The sequence below is a fragment of the Methylobacterium sp. NFXW15 genome (genome assembly GCF_049887755.1).
Taxonomy (GTDB): Bacteria; Pseudomonadota; Alphaproteobacteria; order Rhizobiales; family Beijerinckiaceae; genus Methylobacterium.
Map to the genome: position 1 here is coordinate 168,283 of NZ_JAGEKG010000007.1, position 15,149 is coordinate 183,431.

At 67.5% G+C, this 15,149-nt stretch carries 15 protein-coding genes; 8 read left to right on the plus strand and 7 right to left on the minus strand.

The features are described 5' to 3' along the window. Positions 1–9: 9 nt before the first annotated feature. The 3 genes from J4O73_RS17130 to J4O73_RS17140 all read right to left on the minus strand — a co-directional run bounded on the left by J4O73_RS17130 (position 10) and on the right by J4O73_RS17140 (position 2,874). The gene (locus tag J4O73_RS17130) at positions 10–984 is read right to left on the minus strand and encodes a TIM44-like domain-containing protein (RefSeq protein WP_426219227.1); all 975 of its coding nucleotides are present in this window, start codon (positions 982–984) and stop codon (positions 10–12) included. 107 nt (positions 985–1,091) lie between these two features. After that, entirely contained in the window at positions 1,092–2,165 is a 1,074-nt protein-coding gene (locus J4O73_RS17135; protein ID WP_426219229.1) for a two-component system sensor histidine kinase NtrB, read from the minus strand. Between the two features lie 76 nt (positions 2,166–2,241). Beyond that, the gene (locus J4O73_RS17140; protein WP_378974609.1) at positions 2,242–2,874 is read right to left on the minus strand and encodes a S24 family peptidase; all 633 of its coding nucleotides are present in this window, start codon (positions 2,872–2,874) and stop codon (positions 2,242–2,244) included. A 238-nt stretch (positions 2,875–3,112) separates the two neighbouring features. Between J4O73_RS17140 and J4O73_RS17145 the strand changes: the two genes are divergently transcribed. Both J4O73_RS17145 and J4O73_RS17150 read left to right on the plus strand, forming a co-directional pair. After that, positions 3,113–3,463, plus strand: a complete 351-nt coding sequence (locus J4O73_RS17145; RefSeq protein ID WP_426219232.1) for a DUF952 domain-containing protein — start codon at positions 3,113–3,115, stop codon at positions 3,461–3,463. Next, the gene (locus tag J4O73_RS17150) at positions 3,460–4,533 is read left to right on the plus strand and encodes a quinone-dependent dihydroorotate dehydrogenase (RefSeq protein ID WP_426219234.1); all 1,074 of its coding nucleotides are present in this window, start codon (positions 3,460–3,462) and stop codon (positions 4,531–4,533) included. The genes J4O73_RS17145 and J4O73_RS17150 overlap by 4 nt, the downstream gene beginning before the upstream one ends. On the opposite strand, the gene J4O73_RS17155 is transcribed toward J4O73_RS17150, so the two are convergent. Beyond that, positions 4,530–5,423 (minus strand): HpcH/HpaI aldolase/citrate lyase family protein, encoded by an 894-nt coding sequence (locus J4O73_RS17155; protein ID WP_426219236.1) that lies wholly within the window; start codon positions 5,421–5,423, stop codon positions 4,530–4,532. The genes J4O73_RS17150 and J4O73_RS17155 overlap by 4 nt on opposite strands. Before the next feature lie 260 nt (positions 5,424–5,683). Between J4O73_RS17155 and J4O73_RS17160 the strand changes: the two genes are divergently transcribed. Next, positions 5,684–6,007 (plus strand): hypothetical protein, encoded by a 324-nt coding sequence (locus J4O73_RS17160; protein WP_378974616.1) that lies wholly within the window; start codon positions 5,684–5,686, stop codon positions 6,005–6,007. Positions 6,008–6,014: 7 nt separating this feature from the next. Here the strand turns inward: J4O73_RS17160 and J4O73_RS17165 are convergent, their stop codons facing one another. After that, the gene (locus J4O73_RS17165; protein ID WP_426219410.1) at positions 6,015–7,286 is read right to left on the minus strand and encodes an MATE family efflux transporter; all 1,272 of its coding nucleotides are present in this window, start codon (positions 7,284–7,286) and stop codon (positions 6,015–6,017) included. 148 nt (positions 7,287–7,434) lie between these two features. Then, positions 7,435–7,779 carry a DUF6460 domain-containing protein gene (locus J4O73_RS17170; protein ID WP_426219239.1) on the minus strand — a complete coding sequence of 115 codons (345 nt, stop codon included), beginning with the start codon at positions 7,777–7,779 and terminating at the stop codon, positions 7,435–7,437. 198 nt (positions 7,780–7,977) lie between these two features. Between J4O73_RS17170 and J4O73_RS17175 the strand changes: the two genes are divergently transcribed. The 4 genes from J4O73_RS17175 (at position 7,978) to J4O73_RS17190 (ending at position 13,665) form a co-directional block, all read left to right on the plus strand. After that, complete coding sequence (locus tag J4O73_RS17175) at positions 7,978–8,934, plus strand: alpha/beta hydrolase (protein ID WP_378974621.1); 957 nt, start codon at positions 7,978–7,980, stop codon at positions 8,932–8,934. Continuing rightward, positions 8,850–11,435: a ligase-associated DNA damage response DEXH box helicase gene (locus J4O73_RS17180; RefSeq protein ID WP_426219241.1), complete on the plus strand. Its 2,586-nt coding sequence runs from the start codon at positions 8,850–8,852 to the stop codon at positions 11,433–11,435. Before J4O73_RS17175 ends, J4O73_RS17180 begins: the two co-directional genes overlap by 85 nt. 53 nt (positions 11,436–11,488) lie before the next feature. Then, a complete protein-coding gene (gene pdeM, locus J4O73_RS17185) occupies positions 11,489–12,202 on the plus strand; it encodes a ligase-associated DNA damage response endonuclease PdeM (protein WP_426219243.1) in 714 nt (237 codons plus the stop codon). Between the two features lie 269 nt (positions 12,203–12,471). Continuing rightward, positions 12,472–13,665: a sensor domain-containing phosphodiesterase gene (locus J4O73_RS17190; RefSeq protein ID WP_426219412.1), complete on the plus strand. Its 1,194-nt coding sequence runs from the start codon at positions 12,472–12,474 to the stop codon at positions 13,663–13,665. Here the strand turns inward: J4O73_RS17190 and J4O73_RS17195 are convergent. Next, positions 13,649–14,587, minus strand: coding sequence for a magnesium transporter CorA family protein (locus J4O73_RS17195; RefSeq protein WP_426219245.1), 939 nt, complete (start codon positions 14,585–14,587; stop codon positions 13,649–13,651). The two genes, J4O73_RS17190 and J4O73_RS17195, sit on opposite strands and share 17 nt — an antisense overlap. Positions 14,588–14,793: 206 nt before the next feature. Between J4O73_RS17195 and groES the strand changes: the two genes are divergently transcribed. Continuing rightward, on the plus strand, positions 14,794–15,084 hold the full coding sequence (gene groES, locus J4O73_RS17200) for a co-chaperone GroES (protein ID WP_426219247.1): 291 nt from the start codon (positions 14,794–14,796) through the stop codon (positions 15,082–15,084). Positions 15,085–15,149 lie beyond the last annotated feature (65 nt).

The following is a 15,149-nucleotide window of genomic DNA, read 5'->3' on the forward strand; positions in this document are numbered from 1 at the left end:
GATGTGATCTCAGCGCTTGGTCTGCTGGATCGCCGAGAGCACCCAACCCCGGCCGGGCTGACGCTGGAACGTCCAGAGCTCCGTCGCTTCCGGATCGCCGTTGGCGACGATACGGCCGCTGCCCCGCTCCACGGTCACGTCCTTCAGGGCGTAGCGCATGGCGACCGTGGCGTAATCGGTACGATCTTCGCCCCAGGCTTCCGCGAGGTCGCCCTGTAGCAGCTTCACGTCCGAGATGCGGTTCACGACGCCGCGCGAGGCGTTGCCCTGAAGCTCCTCATCGAAGTAGCCGACCATTTCCGGGGTCGAGAGGTTCGACAGGGTGACGCGATCCTCACGGGAATACGCGTCCTGAATGTCGCTGAGCAGGCGCTCGAACGCTTGATAATCGTTCGGGCCGATCTGCACCTGACGCATCTGCGGCTGGCGCGGCGCGGCGTTCGGTCCGGCGTTGCCGCCCCCGAGCGGGCCACCCACCGGGCCACCCATGCCAGGATTCGGGCCATCCGACGCGTTGCGGGCGTAGGAGGCTGCGGCAGGCTCGTTGCGGCGGCGGAAGAACCGCATCGCCAGCATCACGACACCGATCAGCAGGCCGACCTGAAGCAGCAGGCCGAGCATAGAGGCGATGCCGCCGAGACCACCGAAGAAGCCGCCGCCGAGCAGGGCCCCGAGCAGGCCCGCGCCGAGCAGGCCCGCGAAGAAGCCGCCGCCGAAGCGCGGACGGGCAGCCTGCATGCCGGGATTGGCCATGCCGGGGTTGTTCATGCCCGGCGAGGGGGCGGTCTGACTGCGCTGCATTGTCGTCGCACCGCCCGGTGCGGTCGGTGTGGCCGAGGGAGCGGTGTAGGTGCGAGAGCCGCGCGAACCCATGGATCCGCCGCCGCCGGGACGAGCCTCGACGATCGGGGCCGCGACGGTCAGCGCTGCGGCGAGCGCCAGAAGGGCCGCCCTGCGCCGGCCGCGCGAAGAAGTAACGGACATGAAACGCCTCTGAAGACGAACCGGCGGCGAAAGCCGCCGACGATAAGGTGGTAACGGTTGGGCGAAGATTTTAGTCCGCCACTTCCGCATCTGCGCAGTGCGCCGCGTCAGTGAAGCACGCGATCGGGCGCTGCGGGCAGCACCAGACGGACGCGTGTGCCGCCGCCGGGCTCGCTGTCGAGGGACATCGTGCCGTTCTGGCGCTTCATCAATCCATGGACGATGGCGAGGCCCGCACCTCGGCCCGCCTCTCGGCTGGTCTGGAACGGTGCGAGCGCTCGCGCCAGCATTTCCGGCGACATGCCGTGCCCGGTATCGGCTACGACGATCCCCACCGCACCCGCGCCGGGGTTCTGAAGCGACCGGTCGCCGGGCTCAATGCGGAAGGTGGACAGGGTCAGCGTCCCGCCGCCCGGCATGGCCTCGCAGGAATTGGCGACGAGTTGGCGAAGGGCGAACTCGATCTGGGTCGGGTTGGTGATGGCGCGCGGTAGGCCCGGTGTCGGCATCACCGCCAGCCGGATCCCCGGCGGCAGATCCCCCGATAGCTGCCCGCCGAGATCGGCCATGAGCGCGTCGAGATCGACGGGGCGGACATCCGGTGCGATGCGTCGGGAATAGGCCAGAAGCTGCCGGGTGAGGATCGCGGCGCGCTCGGTCGCGTCGGCGGAGCGCGAGATCGCCCGCTGGATGAACGGCTCGGGCCGGTCGCCGAGGCGTCGCTTCAGCCCGTCGATGTAGCCGATCAGGATCTGCAGGAAGTTGTTGAATTCGTGCGCGACGCTGTTGGTGAGAAGCCCCAGTGCCTCGCGCTGCCGGGACAGGGCGAGGGCCGATTCCGCCTCGCGCCGGGCCGTCACATCGAGGATCTGTCCGATCCGCCAGTCAGACCCAGGGGACGGTGCGAGGGTCAGGTTGGCCCAGAAGGTCGCGCCGTCCGCTCGCCGGGCGAGAAATTCCTGTGGAGCGTCCTGGTTCGGATCGGCCCCGGACAGCCCAGGGCAGCTCAAGGCATCGAGCCCCTTGCCGGTCAGCGCAGCTCCGGCATGACCGGTCAGAGCGTCGAAGGCCGCGTTCGTCCACAGGATCGTGCCGTCCGCACCGAGGATAAGGCTCGGGGTCGGCAGGGCGTTCAGCACCGCGCGGGCAGCCGCGTCGAGATCCGTGTCGGGCTGCGCCATTCCCGCCTTCGCCAAACCGTCCGTGTCTGAGGAAAGCGATAGCGGCAGCCGCCGCCCCGGTCGAGGGAGCGAGAGCCTACTGCCGGACCCACATGACGCGGGCCATCCACGCGATCTCGCCGATGTTGAGCACACGGTCCTCGTGCTCGGGGTTCAGCGAGGCGAGTTCCACGGTCCGCGCCGTACGCCGCCGCAATTCTTTCGCCAGCACCTCGCCGCCATGAAGACGGGCGACCACGCGATCGCCCTTGCGCACGCTTGCCGTGGGGGACACGATGAGCACGTCGCCGTCACGGAACAGCGGCATCATCGAATCGCCCTGCACTTCGAGGGCAAAGGCCCGCTCCTCGCCGAGATCGGGAAACTCGATTTCCTCCCAGCCGGGGCCGCCGGTCGGCATGCCGTCGTCGGTGAAGACGCGGCCCGATCCCGCCTGGGTAAGGCCGATCAGCGGGACCATGGTCCGGGCCGGGACGGCGCGGGCCTCGATCAGGCGCAGAAATTCGTCCAGGCTCGCGCCCGTCGCGGCCAACACCTTCGAGATCGATTCCGTGGAGGGCCACCGCTTGCGCCCATCGGCGCCGACGCGCTTGGAGCGGTTGAAACTCGTGGCATCGAGCCCGGCCTTGCGCGCAAGCCCCGAGGCCGAATAGCCATGCCGCTCGGCGAGGCGATCGATGGCGTTCCAAATCTGTTCGTGCGACAGCATGCGACCCGCCGAGTCTGGTCAGACCGGTCCAGAGACCCTGGCCGCAGGGATCCGCACCGGACACGACCCGAGAGTCGGCTTGGTTTGAGACGAGCAGCCTACATCTAGGAAACTAGAACTACCGTCCGCCAATTGCAATCGAGACCCAAGTGACCGTTCGGAAAGACTGGCATCCGCGTTCGCACCTGTTGCAGCAGGATGATGCGGCCTCTATCCGACGCCCGCCGGGACCATAAGCATGTCGCTCATTTACAAGATTTGCCCGCGCGCGCTTTGGCGCGAAGCCGAGGGCCGGGGCCGCTTCACGGGGGCGCCCGTCGACCTCGCGGACGGGTTCATCCACTTCTCCACCGCCGCCCAGGTGGCCGAGACCGCCGCACGACACTTCGCGGGACAGGACGACTTACTCCTCGTCGCCGTCGATGCGGACCGACTCGGCTCTTCGCTTCGCTTCGAAGCCTCGCGGGGCGGAGACCTGTTCCCGCATCTTTATGGCGACTTGCCGCTCTCGGCCGTGGTGTCGGTCGAGGAGATGCCCCTCGGCCCCGATGGCCGCCACAGCTTCCCGGAGGGAATCCTTCCGCCATGATCGATGCGGCCTTTCCCCTGGTGCGGCCCCTGCTGCACCGGCTCGATGCCGAGCGTGCCCACGACCTGACGATCCGCGCCCTTGCGGCCCTGCCCGCCGCCACGCCGCCCGCTGACGATCCGTGCCTCGCCGTCGATGTGATCGGACGGCGATTCCCCAATCCGATCGGCCTCGCCGCCGGGTTCGACAAAGGCGCACGGGTGCCCGATGCCTTGCTCGGTCTCGGCTTCGGCTTCGTGGAGGTCGGGGGGGTCGTGCCCCGGCCGCAGCCGGGCAATCCGAAGCCTCGCGTGTTCCGGCTCCCCGCCGATCGGGCGGTGATCAATCGCTTCGGCTTGAACAGCGAAGGGCTCTCCGTCGTGGCCTCTCGCTTGGCGCGACGGGCCGACCGGCCGGGCATCGTTGGGGTGAATATCGGGGCGAACAAGGAATCGGTCGACCGGCTCGCCGATTATGCCGCCTGCACGGCGGCCCTGGTGCCGCATGTGGCCTTCGTCACGGTCAACGTGTCCTCGCCCAACACGCCCGGTCTCCGCGACCTGCAGGGCGAGGCCTTCCTCGATGAGCTTTTGGCCCGCGTCGTGGCTGCCCGCGACGAGGCACGGAGCAACGCCGCGATCCTCCTGAAGATCGCGCCCGACATGGCCCTCGACGCCCTCGACGCGATCTGCGCGACCGCCCTGCGCCGGGGCGTGCAGGCCCTCGTCGTCTCGAACACCACGATCGACCGTCCCGCCACATTGCGGGAGGCGTCGCTCGCAAAGGAGACGGGCGGCCTGTCCGGCAAGCCTCTTTTCGTCCCCGCCACACGGATGCTGGCGCAGACCTACCTGCGCGTCGGCGCGTCGATCCCTCTGGTCGGCGTCGGCGGCGTCGATTCGGCCGAAGCATCCTGGACCAAGATCCGAGCGGGGGCGAGCCTCGTGCAGCTCTACTCGGCGCTGGTCTACGAGGGACCGGGCCTTGTCGGGCGGATCAAGCGCGGCCTTGCCGAGCGGGTTCGCGCCGAGGGTGGAAGCTCCGTCGCGGCCTACGTCGGCCGCGACGCGCGAGCCTTGGCGGAGGGCTAGTACCCCTTCGCCTGGATCGCCTCGGACCAGTTTACGGCGCGGCGGTTCATGGCGAGGTGCTGGCGCTCGTAAAGGCGTCCTTCGAGCTTGATGGCACCGCGCTTGGCGTATTCCGGCTTCTCGAACGCCTCGATCACCATCTTGGCCCGGCGCACTTCCTCCTCCGTGGGGGCGAAGGAGGTGTTGGCGGGCTCGAGCTGGTTGGGGTGGATCAGCGTCTTGCCATCGAAGCCGAGGTCACGCGCTTGGCGACACTCCTCGCGGCAACCCTCAACGTCTGAGATGTCGTTGAACACGCCGTCGAGGATGGTTAGCCCCTCCGAGCGGGCGGCGGCCAGCGCGGTCATCATCCAGGGCAACATGGGAGCGCGGCCGGGGACGATCTTGGCCCAGGTGTCCTTGGACAAGTCGTTGGTGCCCAGGACAAGGCACGTCAGCCGGTTACGGCGATCGCGCTTGGCCTTGGCGATCTCGTAGATGTTGAGGATCGAGGCCGGCGTCTCGATCATCGCCCAGACATTGATGCTTTCCGGCGCGTCCAGGGATTCGAGGCGGTCGGCGATGCTCTCCAGAACGGCTGGGGAAGACACCTTCGGCATCAGGATCGCATCGGGCTTGGCCTCGATGGCGGCATGCAGGTCCGCCTCGCCCCAGGGCGTCTGGGGCGCATTGACGCGGATGACGAGCTCACGCTCACCGTAGCCACCGCTCTTCACCGCTGCGCAGACCTGCTCGCGGGCGGTATCCTTTTCCTCCGGCCCGACCGCATCCTCCAGGTCGAGGATGATGCTGTCGCACGGCAGGGATTTCGCCTTCTCCAGGGCGCGCTGGTTCGAGCCCGGCATGTACAGCACGCTGCGGCGCAGGCGGAGATCGGTCAGCGTGGCCATCGGTCGAGATCCTTCCCTCGCGGCCGTCGGCCGCCTTTGTCCGTTCATCGCTCCATCGCCCGGCCCCGTGATACTCGGGCCGGTGTGGTCGCGTTGCGGCGCACACTAGACCAGGGAGCCAACCAGGCCATCAGTGTTTCGCATCCGATATTGAGGACGCGAAAGGTTTGACACCGGCGCGGGAGCCATTCACGGCCGTGGTTTCGTCACGGTCGCAGAATCTAAGCCCCGGCGAACGCAGTGCAATCTTGGACCTTTTGATGAGACGGACTCTCCCGATCCTGGCGCTCGCCGCCGCCCTTGCCCTGCCGCAGGCGGCTTCGGCGCAAAGCCGCACGACCCTCGGGGTCGGCTCAGGCGCCGTTGCGGGCGCGTTGGTCGGCGGGCCCATCGGGGCGGTCGCCGGGGCGGTGATCGGGGGCGTCATCGGAAATTCGACGGAGCGTGGCGGTCGTCGCCATGTCCGCCGCAATCGCCGCGTCGTCACCGCGCGGCGGGCGCCGCAGCGCCGGGCCGAGGCGACGATCCCGCGCGCGGCCCCGGTCGCATCGGCATCGGCGACTTCGTGGAAGGATCCGCGCTGAAGCGGACTCAGGCCGTGCGGAAGGTCCGGCGGGCGAGATTCGGATAGGCGATTGCCTGTCCGACGCCCCGCGCGGCGAGGAAGATCACGAACGAAATCCAGAGACCCGGATTGCCGAGCCCGACGCTTTGCGTCGCGGCGATGGCCAAGCCGAACGCTGCCAGCGCGATCAGCATCAGGTTGCGCATCGCCCGCGTCCAGGTCGCGCCGATATAGATGCCGTCATAGGCGAAGGCTGCGGCCGCCGCGACGGGCGCGAGGGCTGCGAGCGGCAGGAAGGCCCGCGCCGCGTCTCGCACGGTCCCGTTCGTCGTCACGAAATCGATGAAGGCTGGCCCGCCCGCCAGGGCCAGAAGGCTTACGGCCAGACCGAAGCCGAGGCACCAGCGCAGGCTGAGCGAGGCCGCCGCCCGGAAACGGGCCTCGTCCCGCGCGCCAACGGCCTGACCGCAGAGGGTCTCTGCCGCCGTGGCGAAGCCGTCGAGGAAGAACCCGGCGATCATGAAGAGATTCCACAGGACGGCATTGGCCGCCAGGATCACGTCGCCCTGACGGGCGCCGAGGGCCGAGAACGCGACGATGGCGGCGATGATCGCGAGCGTCCGTAGGATGACGTCGACATTGACGCTGAGCGTTCTGCGTAGGGCCGCCGCGTCGCGAATTTCTGCAAGAGGCACCCGGAACGGATGTGAACCGAGCCGCGTGACGACGAAAAGCCCAAGCACGAGGCCCGCTGCCTCCGCGCCCAGGGCCGCTAAGGCGGCGCCCGCGATGCCGAGATCGGCCACGAGGACCAGAGCCAGCGTGAGCGCGATGTTGATGAGGTTGATCGCGACCTGAAGCACGAGGCCGAGATCCGTCCGACCCCGGCCGAGCACCGAGCCGAGCAACGCGTAATTCGCGAGCACGAAGGGTGCGGAAAGGATTCGGATGTGGAAGTAGCTCGAGAGGGCCGCGACCACCGCCGGGCTCGCCCCGCTGACCGCGAAGGCCGCCAGCCCGATGGGCCATTGCAGCAGGGCGATGGCGACGCCCGCCAATGCCCCGGCCGTGAGGGCACGCGCGAGGCTGCGGTCGATCTCGGCGCGGTCGCCCGCGCCCACCGCCTGCGCTGTCAGGCCCGCCGTCGCCATCCGCAGGGAGCCGAACGACCAGAAGATCGCATCGAAGATGACGGCACCGAGTGAAATGGCGCCGAGCAGGGCGGCATCGCCCAGGCGCCCGATCACCGCCGCTCCGACGAAACCGAGCAACGGTGTCGTCACGTTGGCCAGCGTCATCGGCAACGCGAGCGTCAGCACGCGGCGATGGCTGATGGGGGCGGCGGCTGAGATGGTCACGATGTGATCCCGCGGGCGGATCGAGCCTCAGCCCTCCCGCCACGCGTGATGCTTCGTCCGTGCGCTAACGCACGGCTACCCGGCGTCTTCAGCGGGAAACCGCGAAGAGCCGTGAGAGCAGCCAGAGCGGCACGACGATGATTGCGCCCGCGATCACCCATCCCGCCACGTCATTCAGCTGTGTCCGGGCGAGGTAGATCAGGTCCTGCACCGAATCGACCACCCGCCAGAACAGCAGGCCGGGCGTGACGCCGAGCATCGACATGAAGGCGCCGACGAGCACCGACAGGAACAGGAGGCGCAGGAACACGCCCATGGGCGAGCCGCCCAGGAAGCGCCGTATGGCGGAGGGGGCCATTCCGGTTCGGTAGGCAGCATGGGGCGGCTCACCGGGCCGGGCGCCCGGATTGCGGCGGTCTTGGTCGAGCAACATCGTCTCTCTCGCTCTGGCGCCTTTGCATCACCGCTGAAGCGGGCATAACCGTGGCCGCTGCACCACAGTGGCGCGAAAGGCGGCGACATCCGCGTCCATGGCGGATTTCCCCGCAACGCCCCAGATGGCAAGCAGAAGGGCGCGCGCCAAGATGCAGGGCAGGCTGCCCGGACCTCGCCGCCCGACAGAGACGAGAGAATGATCGACCACGCCCTGTTCGACCCGGCGACGATCGATCCCGAGACGAAACGGCTCAATGCCGAGATCGTCGCGGCCCATGCCGCGCAGCCCGACCCCTGGACGCTGCCGATCGAAGAGGTACGGGCCCGCCGCAGGGCCGGGACCCAGGCCTCCCCGGCCATGCCGCGCAGTGCACGTGCCGAATGGCTGACGATCGACGGACCCGAAGGCCCGCTGCGTCTCCGCTGCATCCGCCCGAAGCCGGGCACGAAGCTGCGAGGTGCCTATCTTCACATTCACCGCGGCGGCTGGATCTGGGGCTCGGCCGACGAGCAGGATCCGTGGCTCGAACGGGTGGCCGATACCTGTGGCTTCATCACCCTGTCGGTGGAATACCGGCTGGCCCCCGAGCACCCCTACCCCGCCGCCCTCGTCGATTGCGAGGCCGCCGCCCTCTGGCTCGCGGGGAAGGGCCGGGCCGAACTCGGCGTCAACGCTCTGACCATCGGTGGCGAATCGGTCGGCGCTCATCTCGCCGTGATGGTGATGCTCCGCTTGCGCGATCGGCACGGGCTCGGCCGCGCCTTCCGGGGTGCGAACCTGAATGCGGGCTTCTTCGATCTCGGCCTTACCCCCTCTGTGCGCAACTGGGGTGCGGAACGGCTCGTGGTGAACACCGAGGATCTGACGCGTTTCGCCGACGGCTATGTGCGGGAGGGCATCGACCGTCGCCGTCCCGACGTGTCGCCGATCTACGCAGACCTAAAGGGCCTGCCGCCCGCACTGTTCACGGTCGGCACCTGCGATCCGCTGCTCGACGACACGCTCTACATGTCGTCGCGCTGGGCGGCAGCCGGAAATGGGGGGCACACGGCAGTCTATCCGGGCGGATGCCACGTCTTCGTGCGCTATCCGGGCGCCATGAGCGAGCGCGCCCTGGAATTGATCGACCGCTTCCTCATGGCCCTCGCCTGAGCGGCGCGGCGGACGACCTACCTCCCGTCTTCCGGGCGTGGTTCGCCGCGCGGGGCTGGGAGCCCCGCAGCCACCAGCTCGACCTTCTCCGCCTCGTGCGGGGCGGGCGCTCGGCCTTGCTCGTCGCCCCAACCGGAGCCGGGAAGACCCTGGCGGGTTTCCTCCCGAGCCTCGTCTCGCTCGCCGGGCGTGATACCGCGAAGGGCAAGAAAGCCGGCCTGCACACGCTTTACGTGTCGCCCCTCAAGGCGCTCGCCGTCGACATCGCCCGCAACCTCGAATCGCCCATTGCCGGGATGGATCTGCCGATCCGCGTCGAGACCCGCACGGGCGACACCCCCTCCCACAAGCGGACCCGGCAGATCAGCCGACCACCCGACATCCTTCTGACCACGCCGGAACAGTTGTCGCTGCTGATCGCTCACCGCGAGGCAGCCGACCTTTTCGCCAACCTCCGCTGCGTGGTGCTCGATGAGTTGCACGCCCTCGTCACGTCGAAGCGCGGCGACCTCCTGTCTCTGGCCCTGGCCCGGCTGCACAAGCTCAGTCCCGATCTCGTCTCGATCGGTTTGTCCGCGACGGTTCGCGAGCCGGACGAGTTGCGCCGTTACCTCGTGCCCCAAAAGGCCGATGCTCCGGCGATGGCCGACCTCGTGGTCGTGGCGGGCGGAGCGCGGGCCGATCTGCACATGCTCGACCTCGGCCGGTCGCTGCCGATCTCCGGCCACACCGCATGGCACTCGATGGAGGCGATCTACGACCTCATCAAGGAGCACCGGACGACGCTGGTCTTCGTCAACACGCGGCTCCAAGCCGAATACACGTTCCAGGAACTGTGGCGCCTCAACGAGGACACGCTGCCCATCGCCATCCATCACGGCTCCCTCGATGCCGCGCAGAGGCGGCGGGTCGAAGCGGCCATGGCATCGGGGGGGCTGCGGGCCATCGTCTGCACCGCGACCCTCGATCTCGGCATCGACTGGGGCGATGTCGATCTCGTCGTGAATGTCGGCGCGCCGAAGGGAGCGAGCCGGATCATGCAGCGGATCGGCCGAGCCAACCACCGGATGGACGAGCCGTCCAAGGCCTATCTCGTGCCCGGCAACCGCTTCGAGATGCTGGAATGCCAAGCGGCCCTCGACGCGGTCGAGGAGGCGGCACAGGACACGCCCGATGCCCGAGAGGGGGCCCTCGACGTTCTGGCCCAGCACGTCCTCGGCATGGCCTGCGCCGACGCCTTCGATCCGAACGACCTCTATGACGAGATCGTCTCCGCGGCCCCCTATTCCTGGCTCCCCTGGGAGCGATTCGAGCAGGTCATCGACTACGTGGCGACCGGCGGCTACGCGCTGCGCGCCTACGAGCGGTTCGCCAAGATCCTGCGCGGGCCGGACGGGCTGTGGCGGGTGCGGGATGCACGGACCGCTCAAGCCTACCGCATGAATGTCGGCACCATCGTCGAGGCGGCCCGCGTGAAGGTCCGCCTCGGCCGCAGCCTGCGGAACAAGCCCGGCACGGTGCTGCCGAAGACCGGGCGGGTGCTCGGTGAGATCGAGGACGAATTCGCGGATACGCTGACCGTGGGCGACACCTTCCTGTTCGCGGGTGAGACCCTGCGCTTCGAGGGGCTGGCCGAGGATGAAGCCCTCGTCACGCGCGCGCCGCCGGGCACCGATCCGGCGATCCCGTCCTATGCCGGTTCGAAATTCCCGCTCTCGACCTTTCTTGCGGCGCGGGTGCGGGCGCTGATCGCCGACCCGTTCGAATGGGACCGGCTGCCCAAGCAGATCGGTGATTACCTGCTCCAGCAGCGCCGCCGCTCTGTCCTGCCGGGAGAGCGCGACCTGCTCGTCGAAACCTTCCCGCGCGGCAAGCGACACTACCTCACCGCCTTTCCATTCGAGGGACGGCTCGCGCACCAGACGCTGGGGATGCTTCTCACGCGACGTCTGGAGCGGGCGGGTCTGCGGCCCCTGGGCTTCGCGGCCAACGATTACGGTATCGCCATCTGGACGACCCGCGACGTGTCCGAGCGCGCGGCCTTCGACCCCGACTTCATCGCCGAATTGTTCGGAGAGGACATGCTCGGCGACGACCTCGAAGCGTGGCTCGATGAATCGGCCATGATGAAGCGGACCTTCCGCCAGTGTGCGGTGATCGCCGGGCTGATCGAGCGCCACCATCCGGGGCAGAAGAAGACCGGGCGGCAGGTGACGATTTCGACCGACCTGATCTTCGACGTGCTGCGGAAGCACGAGCCCGACCACCTGTTGCTCGCCGCCGCGCGGCAGGATGCGGCAACCGGACTCCTCGACGTTCGACGCCTCGGCATGATGCTAGAGCGCATCCAGGGGCGAATCATCCATCGCGCCCTCGACCGGGTGTCGCCGTTATCCGTCTCCGTGATGCTGGAGATCGGACGCGAGCGGGTCTACGGCGAGGGGGCGGACGAGATTCTGGCCGAAGCGGAGGCAGAGCTTCTTCAGGAGGCCCTGGCTTGAGCCGAGGCCCGCACGACGGTTCGCCCTCCCCCGATGCGTTAGAGGATGCCCTGGTGGCGGCCGGACTCCGACTCGAGAAGACCCAGAAACACCCGACGATCACCCTCGCCGGAGAAGTGCTCACGCTGGATTTGTGCGGAGGCCTGTGGCTCGAAGCCCACCGGACGCTGATCGTCTCCGATCTTCACCTGGAGAAGGGTTCGTCCTTCGCATCCCGATCAGGCCAGTTCCTGCCGCCCTACGACACACGCGAGACTCTCGCGTGCCTCCACGAGGCCATCGCCCGGCATGATCCGGCGCGCGTCGTAGCACTCGGCGATTCCTTCCACGACGCCCGTGGACCCGAAAGGATGGAGCCCGGCGACCGGGCGATGATCGCTGCCCTTCAGGAGGGTCGCGACTGGGTGTGGATCGCGGGCAACCACGATGCGGCGGTTCAGGAGGGCGTCGGCGGGCGCTATGCCGAGGCGTTGACCCTCGGCAACCTCGTCCTGCGTCACGAACCCAGCGAGACCGCCGCGCCGGGCGAGATCGCGGGGCACCTCCATCCCTGCGGCAAGGTTGCGATGCGTGGGCGCGCCGTCCGGCGGCGATGCTTCGTCACCGATGGCAGCCGCCTGATCATGCCCGCCCTCGGCGCCTTCGCGGGCGGCCTCAATGTTCGTGACAAGGCGTTCGACACCGCCTTCCCGAAGGGCTTCACCGCCTATCTCCTCGGGGACGGCCGCGTCTTTGCCATCGGCCGGGCGCAGCTCGCCCGAGATTAAACCGCGCGCAAGAGTTTTTCTTCTTTGCAATTCTGTGCAGAGGCGATGTATCCGGGGCTGGGCGTGGCCCTGCCCCGATCTTTAACGTCGAGCAGTGAGAAGCAGCTTTGATTACGTTTCTCGCGGCTTTGCATAAAAGCATACAGTAGAGCGGCTGACAGCTGTTATGACTATATTGACGGTCATGGGATAGTTGTTGGGCGCGTAGGGAACCAAGCTCGTCGGGGGATCGCTGGGACTTGAGCGTGCTGCCGACCTTTGTCGACACCGTGGCAGGTGCGGGCGCAGAGCAGATCCAGAGTATTCTGGGTGCGGTGCGCCGCTATCTCGCGATGGATGTCGGTTTCATATCCGAGTTCACTCGCGGCAATCGTGTCTTTCGCTTCACGGACAGTGCGGCGGGACAAAGTGGAATTGTCGTAGGCAACTCCGACCCCCTGGAGACGACCTTCTGTCACCACGTGGCGGAAGGAACTTTGCCCGGCTTACTGTCGAATGCCCAAACCAATCGGACGGCAGCGGCGCTCTCGGCGACGAAGGCATTTCCTGTTGGGGCACATCTCAGCGTGCCCCTTCGTCATCCGGATGGGACACCCTACGGCACGATCTGTTGCTTCAGCGCCGCTCCCAATAGGCGCCTCGGCGCTCGCGACCTCAATGTCCTGAAGATGTGTGCGGAGGTCGTTGAAGCCGTCCTCGAAAAGGAGCGGAGTGCGGCCCACGCGGTCGCCTCCCGTCGAATCGAAATTGCTCGCATCATCGAGGACGAGGCGATCGAGATGGTGTTCCAGCCTCTCTATCGCGTGGCAGATGGGCACCTGACGGGGTTCGAATCCCTTTCGCGCTTTCCGAAGAATCCGCAGCGGCAGGTCGATGCGTGGTTCGTCGAGGCGGCCGAGGTTGGTCTTGGTCTCGAACTCGAATTCCTTGCCGCACGAAAGGCTCTTTCGGCACTGTGCCAGCTCGACGAGGCACTCAAGCTCACGATCAACCTGTCGTATGAGGCGATCCTGAGCGAGCATTTCGCCCGCACCTTGGAGGGCGTTCCCGTTCACCGGGTGGTGGTCGAACTGACGGAACATGCGGTGGTGGATCACTACGAGACCCTGCGGCAGGCGCTCGCGCCCCTTCGCGCACGGGGCCTTCGACTCGCCATCGACGACGTCGGCGCGGGCCATTCGACCTTCCGGCACATCCTCGACCTCAACCCGGAATTCATCAAGCTCGACCGATCGCTGATCCGGGGCTTGAACGAGGATACCGCCCGCCGGGCGCTCGCCGAAGCGCTGACCCTCTACGGTCGCCGCATCGGATGCGAAGTGGTGGCCGAGGGTGTCGAGACCGAGGAGGAACTGGCGGTGATCGGCGCTATCGGGATCACACGCGTGCAGGGCTACCTGTTGGGAAGGCCGATGCCCATCGAGCGGGCGGTCGCCCTGCCCCGGGTCAGAACCAGCCCTTGATGCGAAAATAGACGATCGGGATCAGCGCGCTCAGCACGATCAGCCCGAGCGCGTAGGGATACCCGTAAGTCCATTCGAGTTCAGGCATGTGCTTGAAGTTCATGCCGTACATGGACGCGATCAGCGTCGGGGGCACGCCCACAACCGACACGACCGTCAGAACCCGGAAGACGTTGTTCTGCTCGATGTTGATGAGGCCGAGCGCCGCGTCGAGCAGGAACTGAACGTTCTCCGCAAGCCGCGTCTCGAACTCGTCCAGGGACTCGATATCCTTGCGGATCGTGTCGAACCGCCCGTCATCGGATAATTCGAGGCCATCGCAGGCGCTCGCGACGAACGGTACGATCCGTTCGAGGCCGAGCAGACTCGCGCGCACCTTGCCCAGCACCTTTCCCCGACGGCTGATGGCCCTCAGGATCCGCCGCAGCGCAAGGTCGCGGCGACGCGGCGGCGGCTCGTCCTGACGTCGCGACGAGCGGGCGCGGACGTCGAAATCGAAGATGCGGCTCGACAGGGCATCGAGATCGGCGGCCATCTCCTCCAAGGCGTCCGCAAGACTGTCGACCAATTCCTCCAGCAGGACCACGAAAGTCTCCGCCGGATCGCCGCCCTCGCCGTCCTCCTTCAGGCGCTCGGCTGCAGAGCTGTAGGCCCGTAGATCGTGGAAGCGGACGGTGACGAGGTGATTGCTCGTGAGCAGGAAGCCGAGAGGCTTCAATTGGGAATCCGCCTGCTCGAACGTGATCATCGGCGTCGACAGCGACAATCCGCCCTTGAGCCGCCGGAGGCGGCTCGACGATTCGACCTCGGACAGCGCCTCGCGGGTCGGGATTCGAAGGCCGGTCGCCTCCTCGACGCGTGCCACCTCCTCCGCCGTGGGATCGACCAGATCGATCCAGACCGGCCCGTGATAGTTCAGCATGTCGGGCTTGATATCCTGGCAGGCGGAAGCCGCCTCGCGGCGCAGCCGGGTGCGACCATCTTGACTTGGAACAAGGCGATGGCTATCTCGCCGTCGCGTTGGCACTCGTCGAATGAGAGTGCTAACAAAGGTGCTAACTATGGGGTCGAGGCGACCCGCCGGGCCGCATCAACGCCATCTCCAGACCTGAAGCAAGAGGGCAGCTCATGAAGTTCCGTCCGCTGCACGACCGTGTGGTCGTCCGCCGCATCGAGAGCGAAGAGAAGACCAAGGGCGGGATCATCATCCCCGACTCCGCCAAGGAGAAGCCCCAGGAGGGCGAGGTGATCGCCGTCGGCGCGGGTGCCCGCGACGAGAACGGCCGGGTCAACCCCCTCGACGTGAAGGCCGGCGACCGCGTGCTGTTCGGCAAGTGGTCCGGCACCGAGGTCAAGATCGACGGTGAGGATCTCCTCATCATGAAGGAGTCGGACATCATGGGCGTCGTCGCCCTCTGATCGTCGGCCTTCGACCGCACAGGCTTTTTAAGCCCCTTTGAGGCCGCTTCAGGCCTCGGGGCCAT